11 protein-coding genes are annotated in these 12,806 nt (G+C 75.8%); 8 read left to right on the forward strand and 3 right to left on the reverse strand.

Annotated elements, in window-relative coordinates; genetic code table 11:
* Nucleotides 1-42 precede the first annotated feature (42 nt).
* The 3 genes from M0638_RS14755 to M0638_RS14765 all read right to left on the reverse strand — a co-directional run bounded on the left by M0638_RS14755 (nt 43) and on the right by M0638_RS14765 (nt 5,321).
* Nucleotides 43-1,143, reverse strand: coding sequence for an AbrB family transcriptional regulator (locus tag M0638_RS14755; RefSeq protein WP_248667764.1), 1,101 nt, complete (start codon nt 1,141-1,143; stop codon nt 43-45).
* A gap of 276 nt (nt 1,144-1,419) precedes the next feature.
* On the reverse strand, nt 1,420-4,407 hold the full coding sequence (locus M0638_RS14760; protein ID WP_248667765.1) for a DUF2339 domain-containing protein: 2,988 nt from the start codon (nt 4,405-4,407) through the stop codon (nt 1,420-1,422).
* Nucleotides 4,408-4,547: 140 nt separating this feature from the next.
* Entirely contained in the window at nt 4,548-5,321 is a 774-nt protein-coding gene (locus M0638_RS14765) for a class I SAM-dependent methyltransferase (RefSeq protein ID WP_248667766.1), read from the reverse strand.
* 85 nt (nt 5,322-5,406) lie between these two features.
* On the opposite strand from M0638_RS14765, the gene M0638_RS14770 reads away from it, so the two are divergent.
* The 8 genes from M0638_RS14770 to M0638_RS14805 all read left to right on the forward strand — a co-directional run bounded on the left by M0638_RS14770 (nt 5,407) and on the right by M0638_RS14805 (nt 12,675).
* On the forward strand, nt 5,407-6,387 hold the full coding sequence (locus tag M0638_RS14770) for a LysR family transcriptional regulator (RefSeq protein WP_248667767.1): 981 nt from the start codon (nt 5,407-5,409) through the stop codon (nt 6,385-6,387).
* A gap of 196 nt (nt 6,388-6,583) precedes the next feature.
* A complete protein-coding gene (locus M0638_RS14775) occupies nt 6,584-7,276 on the forward strand; it encodes a 50S ribosomal protein L25/general stress protein Ctc (RefSeq protein ID WP_248667768.1) in 693 nt (230 codons plus the stop codon).
* Nucleotides 7,277-7,481: 205 nt separating this feature from the next.
* The gene (gene pth, locus M0638_RS14780; RefSeq protein ID WP_248667769.1) at nt 7,482-8,048 is read left to right on the forward strand and encodes an aminoacyl-tRNA hydrolase; all 567 of its coding nucleotides are present in this window, start codon (nt 7,482-7,484) and stop codon (nt 8,046-8,048) included.
* A 308-nt stretch (nt 8,049-8,356) separates the two neighbouring features.
* Nucleotides 8,357-8,842, forward strand: coding sequence for a hypothetical protein (locus M0638_RS14785; protein WP_248667770.1), 486 nt, complete (start codon nt 8,357-8,359; stop codon nt 8,840-8,842).
* Nucleotides 8,843-9,098: 256 nt separating this feature from the next.
* The gene (gene ychF, locus M0638_RS14790; protein ID WP_248667771.1) at nt 9,099-10,193 is read left to right on the forward strand and encodes a redox-regulated ATPase YchF; all 1,095 of its coding nucleotides are present in this window, start codon (nt 9,099-9,101) and stop codon (nt 10,191-10,193) included.
* Between the two features lie 29 nt (nt 10,194-10,222).
* Entirely contained in the window at nt 10,223-10,699 is a 477-nt protein-coding gene (locus M0638_RS14795) for an MgtC/SapB family protein (protein ID WP_248667772.1), read from the forward strand.
* Nucleotides 10,700-11,028: 329 nt separating this feature from the next.
* Entirely contained in the window at nt 11,029-12,147 is a 1,119-nt protein-coding gene (locus M0638_RS14800) for a Gfo/Idh/MocA family protein (protein WP_248667773.1), read from the forward strand.
* 108 nt (nt 12,148-12,255) lie between these two features.
* Nucleotides 12,256-12,675 (forward strand): secondary thiamine-phosphate synthase enzyme YjbQ, encoded by a 420-nt coding sequence (locus M0638_RS14805; protein ID WP_248667774.1) that lies wholly within the window; start codon nt 12,256-12,258, stop codon nt 12,673-12,675.
* Nucleotides 12,676-12,806: the final 131 nt, after the last annotated feature.

A 12,806-nucleotide genomic window follows, 5' to 3' on the forward strand; every position in this document is an offset into this window, starting at 1 on the left:
CGGGGTACCGGGGCAGCGCCCCGTTCCCGCGCAGCGGGAAACCTACGCGCGCGGCGTCCCGCCGATCCGGCTCGCCACGAAGCGCGCCAGCGCCGGGCCGGCCAGCAGCACCAGCAGGAAGCGCGCCGTCTGCAGGGCCATGACGAAGGACATGTCCACCGGCATGGAGGCCGCGATGATGGCGATGGAATCGACGCCGCCCGGGCTGGTGGCGAGGTAGGCCGTCATCGGGTCCAGCCCCGCCGCGAAGACCAGCAGGGCCGAGAAGGCGCCGCAGATCGCCAGCAGCGCCAGGATCGAGAGGAAGACGCGCGGCAGGGCGCGCAGCGCGTGCAGCAGGATGGCGCGGGTGAAGCGCAGGCCGATGCTCCATCCCACCAGCGCGTAGCAGCCGGCGAGCAGCCAGGGCGGCAGCTCGATGCGCAGCAGGCCGACATCCTGCAGGATCATGCCGAGCACCATCGGCGCCAGCAGCGGCCCGGCCGGCACGCGCAGCCGCAGCGCCAGCGCGCCGCCGCCCCAGGCCACCGCCAGCGTGGCCAGCAGCCAGCCCCAGTGGACGGGTGGGAAGGCCTGGGCGAGCCAGGAGACGGGCGCGCCCGTCGGGGGGGCGTGCGCGCCGGCGAACTGCGCCACGCTGGAGGCGACGATGGCCACCATCACCACGCGCAGGTACTGCATGAAGGCGACGAGGCGGGCATCGGCGCCGTAGGCGTCGGCCATCAGCACCATCACCGAGGCGGCGCCGGGGAAGGAGCCCCAGACGGCGTTGGTGCCCGGCAGCACCTGCCAGCGCGCCAGCAGCCAGCCCAGCAGCACCGCCGCCGCGACCACCACCACCACGCCGGCCAGCAGCAGCGGCCAGGAGGCGAGCATCGAGGCCAGGATCGGCGCGGTGAGGTTGCGCGCGATCATGCAGCCGATCACGCCCTGCGCCGCCTGGAAGGCGCGCGGCGCGATGCGCACCGTGCCGTCCGAGACCGCCAGCAGGATCGCCGCCAGCATCGGGCCCAGCAGCAGCGCGGCGGAGAGGTGGACCGCCTCCAGCGCCAGCACCAGCAGGGCCGAGACGAGCAGCAGGAGCGCCCATTGCAGGGCCGGGGCGCTGCCGTGCAGCGAGGGCAGGCCGGCGCGACGGAACATACGATGCGTTCACTCCGCTGGGGTTCGGCGCCGGGGGGCGGATGGGGCGGGAAGGGGGCCGCCGGGGGCGGATTGGGCGCGAGGGGGGCCGCCGGGGGCGGATTGGACGCGAAGAGGGCCGCCGGGGGGCGGCCCGGCCGGTCCCGGCATGCCGCGCGGCCGGCGCGGCGGTGCGGGGCCGGGTCCGTTCAGGGAACGGCCGATGCGGCGACGACCGGCGCGGGGATGCAGGAATGGTGCCGCGGACGGTCCGGGCGGTGGCGGAAGGCACCCTCCTCAACCGTCCCGCCGCACCACCACGAAGCGCTGGTACAGCCCGCCGAGCCCGATCAGCGCGAGGCCGAGCCCGAGGAAGCTCAGCACCCGCCAGAGGCCGACCAGCTCGCTCATGTCCACCAGGAACACCTTGGCCGTGGTCAGCCCGAGCACGGCCAGGGCGGCGAGGCGCAGCGGCGCCGCGTTGGCGCGGATGCCGGCCAGCATCAGCAGCGCGCCGAACAGCAGCCAGGCGCCGGAGAGCGCCCAGAGCTCCGCGTCGGGCAGCGGCACGTCGAGGCCGATCTCGGGGCCGTGGAAGGCGCGCCGCACCTCCAGCGTCACCCAGGCGAAGCCGGCGAGCAGGGCGTAGAGGGCCGGCGCGGCGCGCCAGGGCAGGGCGCGGCCCTCGGGCGTCGCCAGCAGCGCGGCGGCGAGCGAGGCGGGCAGCAGGTAGGCGGGCAGCAGCGGGTTCAGCAGGGCCGGCCCTTCCACGGGATCGCCGGTGAGGCCCGGATTCTGCGCGAGGCACGACAGCCCGGCCAGCATCGCCAGCGCCGCCTGCGCCGTCCAGGCGGCGCGCAGCACGGGGCGGCCGAGCCGGCGGTTCAGCAGCAGCACGGCGGCCGCGGCGAGTGCGAGGATGGCCGGGTAGAGCGCGGTCTCGGCGAACTCGAAGCGTTCGCCGGCGAGGTCGCCCTGCTCGAAGGCGTGGTGGACCAGCAGCAGCGGCAGGGCGGTGGCGAGGGCCACGGCGCCGGCCTCCAGCAGCGCCACCACGCGGTCGTCGGCGCGCCGGAGGAAGGCGCGCGCCGCCAGCGCGAAGGCCAGCGCCGGGCCGCCATAGGCCGGCCACAGCCCGTTCAGCAGCGGCGCGGTGCCGAAATCGTAGTCGAGCAGGTGCGGGTTCAGCAGCAGCCGCACCAGCACCACCGCCGCCACCAGCGCCGCCAGCGGGCGCAGCGCGCGCAGGCCGCTGCGGCCCTCCACCCAGGCCAGCGCCGGCAGGAACAGCGACACGGCGAGGCTGAGCCAGTGGTCCTGCAGCAGCATCGCGGCGCCGAGCGAGAGCGCGGCGAGGGCACCGGCGGCGTGCGCCCCGGCGCGCAGGGCGCCCGGGTTCGCGTCGGGGCTGGCGGCGGGCAGGGTGGTCGTGGCGTCGACGGCCGTGGCCGGGTCGAATCCGGCGTCGTGCGGGGCGGCGGCCATCCCATCGCGGCTGGCCGCGTTGCCTTCCCTATCGCGGCTGGCCGCGTTGCCATCGGCCTGGCCGGCAGCACGCCGGCCGTCACCGGCCGCGCGGTTGCCGCCGCCCGCCCGCAGCGCCCGCGCGGCGGCGCCGACCAGCAGCGCCGCGAGCGCCAGCGCCGCCGCCGCCCAGCGCGGATCCGGCGTGAAGCCGTGCAGCCGGGCGTAGAGGATCAGCAGCACCAGCACCGGCGCCGCGGCCGGCAGCGCCGCCCAGCGCACCGGGCGCGGCGACCGGGTTTCCGCCCACAGCCCGGCGGCGGCCGGCAGCAGCGCCGCGAACAGGGCGGCGAGCAGGTAGGGGCGCAGCACCGGCTCGCCCCAGCGTCCCGGCAGCAGGGCGGCGGCGTCGCCGACGCGGCCGGCGCCGTCCGCCACGGGGACGGGGGGCAATTCCCACAGCAGCAGCAGCGCCAGGCCGGCGGCCGCCGCGAGCATCGGCAGCAGGTCGAGGCGCGGCTCCCGCCAGCCCTTCCACGCCGCCACCGGCAGCAGCAGGAGCAGGCCGACCGCCGGCGGCAGCGTCGCCGCGACCATGGCCGCCGCCCGGCCGGTGGCGGTGACGAGATCGGCCGCCAGCCCGGAGCCGGCCGCCGCCGCGAGCGTCCCGCCATCGCCGAGCCCGCCGGCGACCGGCACCAGGAACAGACCCGAGGCCGCCAGGGCCGCGAAGGGCAGGAAGGCGAGCCGCCGGCCCACCGGCACCGCCAGCGCCGCGCCCGGCAGCAGGGCGAGGTGCAGCGCCGCCGTCGCCGGCACGAACAGCGCCGGCGACCAGAGATCGTCGGCCGAGCCGGCGAGCAGGGCCGCGGCCGCCACCCAGAGCGCGCCGGCCACCGTCGCCGACCAGCCGAGCCAGGCCCAGGCGGTGTGCCGCACCACCGCCATCGCCGCGCCGGTGACGGCCAGGAGGTAGAGGTACAGCCCGGGCAGCGAGGGCTGCCCGGTCTCGATCAGCAGCGGCGTCACGAAGGCGCCGACGAGCCCGATGGCCGCCACCAGCGGACCCTGCCGCAGCGAGAGCAGCATGCCGAGCAGCGCCGCCCCGGCGAGCAGCGCGAAGCCCGCCAGCGGCGGCACCAGAGCGTAGAGCACCCCGGCGCCGTAGGCGGCGCCGAACAGCACCGCGACGCCGCCCGCCGCCAGGGCGGAAGGCGCGACGTTGGGGATGGCGGGCGCGCCCGACGCGGCGTCGGCGGCCGCCAGCCGCCGGCGCAGCCATTCCGCCGTGCCGATCAGCGCGAGGCCCAGCAGCCCCGCCAGGGCGCAGCGCGTCGCCGGACCGAGCAGCCCTTCCTCGGCGGCGTAGCGGATCAGGAACACGCCGGCGAGCAGCAGCGCGGCGGCGCCGGCCCAGACGCCCCAGCGCATGGTGAGCAGCTCTTCCAGGCTGCGTCGCGGGCGCCCGGCGGGCGGCGGCGGTGCGTCGGGCAGCGGCACATCGGCCGGCAGGTCGGCCGGCTCCTCCGGTGGTGCGGCCGGCGCAGGTGCGGCGGGCGCGGATGCCGCCGACTCGCCGGCCGGAGCGGTCGCCGCCGGCATCGGCGCGGCTGGCCATTGTGCCGGCTGCCGGGTTTGCCATTGGGCCTGCCGCTGGGCCGGCGCGGCGTCGATGCCGGCCTCGGCCAGGGCACGACGCAGCTGCGCCAGCTCGGCCTGCAGCGTCCGCGTCCGCAGCCAGCCGGCGATGCCGAGAACCCAGCCGACCAGCAGCAGCAGCGGCACCAGCGACAGCAGCGGGAAAAGGAGGAGCAGTTCCATCCGGGATGGGGTGCCCGCGCCTCCCGACAGGGTCAAGCGGGTCGGGTGGTCACTGGCCGCAGGGCGCGCGCCGGGCGCGCGGCGTGCCCCGGCAGGTCGGCATGGCGCGCATTGCCGCCGATCCGGTCATCCGGGCGCGGTCACTTGCGCCCCCACCAGAGCGTCCAGCGGTCGCGCTCGACGATCGGCGCGTCGGCCGGCAGCCGGTCGAGGATGTGGCGGATCAGGGCATCCAGCTCGGGATCGGAGAGTTCGTGGAGGATCGAGCGGCCGGTGCGGCCGCGCAGATCCGCCGCCAGCGCCGCCGCCGAGTCATGCCGCCGGCGCGTCTCCCACAGCGTCGTGGCGCGGATGCCGGTGAAGCCGGCCGCGGCCAGTTCCCGCTCGACCGTGGCGCCGTCGGGGCGGCGGCCCTGTTCCACGGCGGCGAGGCGGGGGAAGACCTCGAAGAAGTAGCCGCGCAGGTGCTCCGGGGAGCCGGGCAGGGCGATGTCCGCCGGGGTCCGGTCCTGGACCAGGCAGAGCCCGCCCGGCGCCAGCACCCGCCACGCCTCGCGGAAGCAGGCGGCGCGGTCGGCGAGGTGGTGGATCAGGGCGCGCGCGAAGACGATGTCGGCGCTCGCCGCCGGCAGGCCGGTCCGCGCCGCCTCGCCCTGGCGGAAGGCGAGGTTCGGGCGGCCGCGATTGGCCTCGGCGGCGGCCTCGACCATCGCCGCCGAGAAGTCGACGCCGACCACGGCGGCGGCGCCGAGCGATGCCCAGGCGGCCGCGTAGATGCCGCCGCCGCAGCCGATATCCGCGACCCGAAGGCCGGCGGGATCGACGATGCCCGCCACCGCGTCGCGCCAGTCCGCCGAGGCCTCGCGCCCGGCATAGGTGCCGCGGTTCCCCGGATCGTGGAAGTCGATGGCCATGGCGCCGGCCCTCCTTTCGCCGGGCGCCTTATCGGCATGGCCGAGGAGCATGTAAAATATATCCTTCGTCTATGGTGGATATGTCATGGATATGGATGAACCGCCCGGGACCGAGGCGCCGGGCCCGCGCATCGAGCTGCGCCACCTGCGCTACTTCGTCGCGGTGGCCGAGGCCGGCAGCGTCACCCGGGCGGCCGAGCGCCTCGGCATCCAGCAGCCGCCGCTGAGCCAGCAGATCCGGGCGCTGGAGGCGGCGCTGGGCGTGACGCTGTTCGAGCGGACCGCCCGCACCATCCGGCTGAACGGGGCCGGCGCCGCCTTCCTGCCGGAGGCGCGGCGGCTGCTCGACGAGGCCCGGGCGGCCGTGCGCCGGCTGCGGCGCCTGGCCAGGGGCGAGCAGGGGGAGCTGGTGGTGGGCTTCACCAGCTCGGCCGCGCTGCACCCGCGCCTGCCGCGCCTCCTCCGCCGCTTCCGCGAGGCGAACCCGCTGGTGGCGCTGGCGCTGCGCGAGAACACGACGCGCGACCTGCTGGAGGCGGTGGACCGGCGGGAGATGGACCTCGCCTTCGTGCGCGCCCCGGTCGGCCGCTACCCGGCGCTCGCGGCGCTCTGCCTGCACGAGGAGCCGGTGGTGGCGGCGTTGCCGGCCGGGCACGCGCTCGCGGGTCCGGGTCCGGGTCCGGAAGCGGTGGCGGGGGCGCCGATCGCGCTCGCCGCCCTGGTGGCGGAGCCGTTCATCGCCTATCGCCGGGCCGATGGTCCCGGCATCCAGGACCTGCTGCTCGCGGCCTGCGGTCGCGCCGGCTTCCAGCCGCGCTTCGCGGCGACGGTGCCGCGCCTGCTCAGCGCCGTCACCATGGTCGCGTCCGGGGCGGGCGTCGCGCTGCTGCCGGAATCGCTGCGCGCGTTGCATCGCGACTGCGTCGTGTACCGCCCGCTGGAGGCCGCGGCGGGCTTAACCGTGCCGCTGAACCTGGCTTTCCACGCGGGACCGCTGAGCCGCGCCGGGCAGGCCTTCGTGGCGCTCGCCGGCCAGGAGGAGGGGGCCGCGCCCGGCCGAGGGTGAGGTCGGTGGTCGGGCGGGGCGGTCCGGCGAGTGGGGCGTGGCGGGCGCGCGGGAAGGACATCGGCCGCCGCGCGGGGCAGCCACGGCGCCGGGCGCGGTTGCGCCCCGGCCCCCGATCCGCTAAGGCCCCGCCCGGCGCGTCGGCACCCCTGGAGGCCGGCGCTGCCTGTGTTTCAGCCATTGCAGGAGCTTGACCATGGTCCAGACCATCCGGATCGAGGCCGAGTCGCGCGGGCGGGCCGGTAAGGGGGCGGCACGCGCAACTCGGAGGGAGGGGCTTGTCCCCGCCGTGATCTACGGCGCGAAGCAGGAGGCGACTCTGATCGCCCTCGACCCGCGCATCGTGATGCGCGAATTGCAGAAGGGCGGCTGGCAGTCGCACCTCTACGAGGTCGCGGTCGAGGGCGGCACCGTCCGCACCCTGATGCGCGACGTGCAGTTCCACCCCGTGACCGACCGCCCGATCCACGTGGACTTCCAGCGCCTCGCCCCCGGCCAGCGCATCCGCGTCAAGGTGCCCGTCACCTTCCTCAACGAGGAGACCGCGCCGGGCCTGAAGGCCGGCGGCGTGCTGAACGTGGTCCGCCGCGAGCTCGAGGTGCTGTCGGACCCCGACAACGTGCCGGAAGGCTTCGTGATCGACCTCGGCGCGGCCGAGATCGGCGACAGCCTGCGCTGGTCCAACGTGCAGGACCATTTCGGCACGAAGTCCACCATCGACCGTGACTTCGTGGTCGCCACCCTGGCGCCGCCGACGGTCGCCGAGGAGCCCGAGCCCGTGGCCGCCGCGCCGGCCCCGGCCGCGCCCGCCAAGGGCGGCAAGGGTGGCAAGGCGGCCCCGGCCGCCAAGCCCGCCGCCGCGGCCCCGGCCAAGGGCGGCAAGAAGTAACTCCCGACCGGGGCGGGACGGCACGCGCCGCCCCGCCCCGAGCCGTGGTTCCGGCGCCGTGGCCCGAGGCGGGTGCGCGGGGCCGGGACGACGGCCATGGTTTCCCGTGGCCCTTTCCCTTCCGTCCGTCCCGCGGCGGGCCGGGTGGGCAGGCCATGACCGCGCCCGGGCCACCGCGGCGCGTTCCGGCAGGAGGCTCCTGGCATTGCTGCTCTGGGTTGGTCTCGGCAATCCCGAGCCGGGCCAGGCCCGGCACCGGCACAACATCGGCTTCATGGCGCTCGACGCGATCGCCCGGCGGCACGGCTTCTCGCCCTGGCGGCAGCGCCACAAGGGGCTGGTCGCCGAGGGCATGGTCGGCGGCCGCAAGGTGCTGGCGCTCAAGCCGATGACCTACATGAACGGCTCCGGCGAGTCCGTGCAGCCGGCCGCCGGCTTCCACAAGATCCCGCCGCGCGACATCACCGTGTTCCACGACGAGCTGGACCTCGCGCCGGGCAAGGTGCGGGTGAAGCTGGGCGGTGGCGCCGCCGGGCACAACGGGCTGCGCGACATCGGCCGCGCGCTGGGCACGCCGGACTACTGGCGGGTGCGCCTCGGCATCGGCCATCCCGGCCACAAGGACCGCGTGACCGGCCACGTGCTGGGCAATTTCGCCAAGGTGGACACCTGGCTGGAGCCGCTGCTCGACGCCGTGGCCGATGCCGCGCCGCTGCTGGCGGAGGGGAAGCCCGAGGATTTCATGACGCGCGTCGCGCTGGAAGCGCGCTGAAGTAATTGCGCTGGAAGCGCGCCGATACGAACGGCCGGATTGCCCGACCAGTCTTCCGGAAGGGGGTCTCGAAGGGGGCTTCGCCCCTTCGCGGGGGCCGGGGCAGCGCCCCGGACGGGTCAGCGAACGCAGCCTTGGGATATGAGACGGATCGCCGGGCGCGCGCCGGGACAGACCGGTCGCCGTGCGCCGGGCCTCCACCGAGGCGGGTCACGCCGGCCATGCGTCGCCCCGCACCGGAAGCGGATCGTATTTCGTCATGCCGGCGACGCCTCGGGGCGGGCCGGCCCGGCGCCACAGGAGTCACGATGCAGCAGCCCCCGACCGACCAGGACAACGACCCCTTCGGCATGGAGTCCGGCTTCGGCGGCCCCGGCCCCGAGGACCGGCGCAACGGCGCCGCGCTGCTCGCGAGCGGGCTGACGCGCGAGGCGCAGGTGCTCGCGCAGGCCGCCGCCGCGTTGCGCGCCGCCGCCTCGCCGCTGCCGGGCGACCCGGGGGCGGGGCCGCTCTCCGACGTCCGGCGCGGCCGGGCGGCGCTGCACGCGGCGGCGGAGGCGGCGCTGCGGGCGGCGCTGCTGCTGGAAGCGGCCGAACTGCTCGGGGCCGAGGCGGCGCCGGCGGTGCTGGCCGAGCGGATCGGGGCGGCGGCGAAGCGCGTGGGCATCGCGGCGGGCGGGCTGGTGCCGCCGCTGCGCGCGGCGGCGCTGGCCGTCACGACGGATGACGGGGCGGCGCGGATCGCGGCCTCGATGCTGGCGCAGACGCTGGCGGCAGCGCTGGGAGAGGGTTGAGGCGAGGGGCGATCCCGGCACGCGGGGCGGGCGCCGCCCTTCCGCCTCTCCTCGCCCCGACGGTCCGCCGGGGGGCGAAGCCCGTCTGGATCCCGCCGTTCGGTCCCGGGTCCCGACGGTTGCGCCACCGGGGCTCTCGGCGCCGCTCCCCCGCCGCAGCCGCACGGCCGCCCGGCGTCGATAGGTCTGGCCCCCCGCGCCCGCGCGTCGTAAGGGCAGCGCGGCATCATCCCAGGACCGGTGACGGAGAGCTAACGTGGGCTTCAATTGCGGCATCGTCGGCCTGCCCAATGTCGGCAAGTCCACCCTGTTCAACGCGCTGACGCAGACGGCGGCGGCGCAGGCGGCGAACTACCCGTTCTGCACCATCGAGCCGAATGTCGGCCGCGTCGCCGTGCCCGATCCGCGCCTCGACATGCTGACGAAGGTCGGCAAGTCGCAGAAGACGGTGCCGACCAGCCTGGAATTCGTGGACATCGCGGGCCTGGTGCGCGGCGCCAGCAAGGGCGAGGGGCTGGGCAACCAGTTCCTGGCCAACATCCGCGAGGTGGACGCCATCGTCCACGTGCTGCGCTGCTTCGAGGACAGCGACGTCACCCATGTCGAGGGCGGCGTCGATCCGCTCCGCGATGCCGAGATCGTCGAGACCGAGCTGATGCTGGCCGACCTCGACAGCCTGGAGAAGCGTCTGGTCGCGGCCGGCAAGAAGGCCAAGGGCGGCGACAAGGAGAGCGCCGCCTTCGTGGCGCTGGCCGAGCCGATCGTGGCGGCGCTGCAGGCGGGAAAGCCGGCTCGCACCGCGGTGCCGAAGGGTCAGGAGCAGGCGGCGGCGCGGCTGCAGCTGATGACCACGAAGCCCGTGCTCTATGTCTGCAACGTCGAGGAGGGCGCGGCCGCGACCGGCAACGCCCATTCGGCGCGGGTGTTCGAGCGCGCCAAGGCGGAGGGTGCGAAGGCGGTGGTGGTCTCGGCGGCGATCGAGGCCGAGATCAGCCAGATGGCGGCCGAGGAGCGGAAGGAGTTCCTGGAGAGCCTGGGGCTGGCGGATAGCGGCCTCGACCGCATCATCCGCGCCGGCTACGCGCTGCTCGGCCTCATCACCTACTTCACCTGCGGCCCCAAGGAGGCCCGGGCCTGGACCATCACGCAGGGCACCAGGGCGCCCCAGGCCGCCGGCGTGATCCACGGCGACTTCGAGCGCGGCTTCATCGCGGCCGAGACCATCGCCTACGAGGACTACGTGGCGCTGGGCGGCGAGCAGGGCGCCAAGGAGGCCGGCAAGGCGCGCATCGAGGGCAAGGAGTACGTGGTGCGGGACGGCGACGTGATGCTGTTCCGCTTCAACGTGTAGCCGGCCCGGCGCGCGGCGGGCGGGGCGCCATGGCCGGGGCGTGGCACGACCACTGGACCAGTGCCCTCGCGCGCTTCGCCGAGAGCCCGGCTCTGCTGCTGCTGGCGCTGCTGCTCGGCACGGCGATCGGCGCCGAGCGCGAGTACCGGCAGCATGCCGGCGGCCTGCGGACCTGCGCCCTGATCGCGGCCGCCGCCTGCGTCTTCGCCCGGCTGGTGGCGGAGCACGGGGGCGGCAACACCGCCGCCGGCATCGGCGCCATCGCGACCGGGGTGGGCTTCCTCGGTGCCGGCGTGATCACCCGGCTGCCGAGCGGCGAGATCGTCGGCCTGTCCACCGCCGCCACCTTCTGGGGCACGGCGGCGATCGGCGCGGCGGTGGGGCTGGCGGAATTCGGCCTCGCCTTCATGCTGTCCCTCGCCATGCTGTTCGCGCAGGAGGCGCTGCGGCCGATCACCGCCCTGATCGCCCGTCGCCAGCCGCCGCGCGGGCCGGAGCCGAAGTAGGGGGGCGTGTCCGAGCCGGGCATGCGCTGCCGGCGGCTCGGAAGATCCGCGGCAGGAGTTCCGGATCGGCTGCCGCCCCGTGGCGGAACGCGGTCCGGGCAGGACGGCGTTTCGCCGTGGTCATTGTTCCGGGAACGGCTTCACGCCTCCGGGCGTGCCCGCCCGCCTGCCGGCGATCCTCTCCGGGCGCGGCTCCCGGCCATCCCGTGCTGCCACCCGGCGCGCCGCGCCGCGTTGTCCTCCCGGGCCGGGGCGGGATGTCCCCGCCGGCATGATCCGGCGTGTTGCCGCCCCGCGCGGTCAGCCGCCACGGACGGAAGGAAGCGGCGATGGCGACGACATCGGCAACGGGGCGCAGGATCCGCTACGGCGTGGTGGGCGGCGGCTGGATCAGCCAGGGCTATTTCATGCCCGGCGTGGCGCGCACCGGCAATTCCGAGCTGACCGCGCTGGTCACGGGCGACCCGGAGAAGGGGCGCGTCCTGGGCGGGACGTACGGCCTCGCGCAGGTGTGCGGCTACGACGGCTACGCGGCGCTGCTGCGCTCTGGCGCGATGGACGCGCTCTACATCGCCCTGCCCAACGGCATGCACCGCGACTTCGCCGTGCCGGCGCTGGAGGCCGGCCTCCACGTGCTGCTGGAGAAGCCCATGGCGGTGAGCGAGGCGGAATGCGAGGAGATCGAGGCGGCGGCGCGGCGCGGCGGGGCGAAGCTGATGGTCGCCTACCGGCTGCACTGCGAGCCGGCGACGCTGCAGGCGATCCGGCTGGTGCGGGAGGGCGCGATCGGCACGCCGCTCGTCTTCGGCAGCGTCTTCACCCAGCATGTCGATCCGCGCAACCACCGGGCGAGGCAGGGCTTCTGGGCCGGGCCGGTGGCCGACATGGGCCCCTATCCGGTCAACGCCGTGCGCAACCTGTTCGGCGCCGAGCCGATCGAGGTGACGGCCTTCGGCGCGCGCCGCGCCGGTTTCGACTTCGACGACACGGTGACGGCGATCCTGCGCTTCCCGGGCGGCGAGCTGGCGCAGCTTACCGTCAGCTACGCGGCGGAAGGGATGAACGGCGTCGGCACCTACCGCGTCGCCGGCACGACCGGCGACCTCGTGGTGGTGCCGGGCTATTCGCTGGAGGAGGGGCTGACGCACCGGCTGACGGTGAACGGCAGGACCTCGGAGAACGCCTTCCCGGCCACCGACCAGTTTGCCGGGGAAACCCGCTACTTCTCCGACTGCATCCTGAACGGTTACGATCCGGAGCCGGATGGCGAGGAGGGGCGGTGCGACGTGCGGGTCCTCGCCGCGATCGAGCGGGCGCTGGCGACGGGGCGGCCGCAGACGCTCCAGCCGCTGGAGCGCCGGCGCCGGCCGGAGCCTGCCCAGGCCGTGGTGATCCCGCACGAGCCGCCGCCCGGGCTGGTCCACGCCGCGGCGCCCCAGAAGGGCTGAGCGGGCCGGACGCGGGCAGGGGCGGGACGCGGGCAAGGGCCGGGTGGAAGAAGGGTCGGGCGTAAGAAGGGCCGGAAGCGGAGAGGCTGGACGGAAGGGCGGAACGCGATGCATCAGGCGCTGCACATGCTGGCCGTGGAGACCCGGGGCCGCGGTCTTTTCGAGGTGACCACGCCGGTGCGCCGCTGGGTGGCGGCGCAGGGCCTCGGGACCGGCCTGCTGACCGTGTTCTGCCGGCACACCTCGGCCTCCCTGCTGGTGCAGGAGAACGCCGACCCGACGGTGCGCGAGGACCTGGAGGAATTCCTCGACCGGCTGGCGCCCGAGGCGCCCGGCCGCTACCGGCACGATTCCGAGGGGCCGGACGACATGCCGGCGCATCTGCGCGCCGCGCTGACCCAGACGCAGCTCTCCATCCCGGTGGGGGAGGGGGCCCCGCTGCTCGGCACCTGGCAGGGCATCTACCTGTTCGAGCACCGCCGCGCGCCGCAGCGGCGGAAGCTGGCGCTGCACCTGATCGGGGAGTAGGGCGCCGCGGGGCCCGCCGGGCCGCATGCCCTGCCGGCCGCCCGGCGCTGCTCGGAGCATTTCCAGGCTGGGTGTACTCATCCGGCGACCCGGAAAATGCGGGAAACCGGAGGGCTGGGGTCGTTCCGGCC

The sequence above is a fragment of the Roseomonas acroporae genome (assembly GCF_023223525.1).
GTDB classification, from domain to species: Bacteria; Pseudomonadota; Alphaproteobacteria; order Acetobacterales; family Acetobacteraceae; genus Roseomonas_E; species Roseomonas_E acroporae.

Coding starts and splice junctions, on each gene's coding strand:
- M0638_RS14765 (WP_248667766.1), bottom strand. CDS start 5,321: ATGGCCATCGACTTCCACGATCCGGGGAACCGCGGCACCTATGCCGGG.
- M0638_RS14755 (WP_248667764.1), bottom strand. CDS start 1,143: ATGTTCCGTCGCGCCGGCCTGCCCTCGCTGCACGGCAGCGCCCCGGCC.
- M0638_RS14795 (WP_248667772.1), top strand. CDS start 10,223: ATGGCCGGGGCGTGGCACGACCACTGGACCAGTGCCCTCGCGCGCTTC.
- M0638_RS14805 (WP_248667774.1), top strand. CDS start 12,256: ATGCATCAGGCGCTGCACATGCTGGCCGTGGAGACCCGGGGCCGCGGT.
- M0638_RS14785 (WP_248667770.1), top strand. CDS start 8,357: ATGCAGCAGCCCCCGACCGACCAGGACAACGACCCCTTCGGCATGGAG.
- M0638_RS14800 (WP_248667773.1), top strand. CDS start 11,029: ATGGCGACGACATCGGCAACGGGGCGCAGGATCCGCTACGGCGTGGTG.
- M0638_RS14775 (WP_248667768.1), top strand. CDS start 6,584: ATGGTCCAGACCATCCGGATCGAGGCCGAGTCGCGCGGGCGGGCCGGT.
- M0638_RS14760 (WP_248667765.1), bottom strand. CDS start 4,407: ATGGAACTGCTCCTCCTTTTCCCGCTGCTGTCGCTGGTGCCGCTGCTG.
- M0638_RS14770 (WP_248667767.1), top strand. CDS start 5,407: ATGGATATGGATGAACCGCCCGGGACCGAGGCGCCGGGCCCGCGCATC.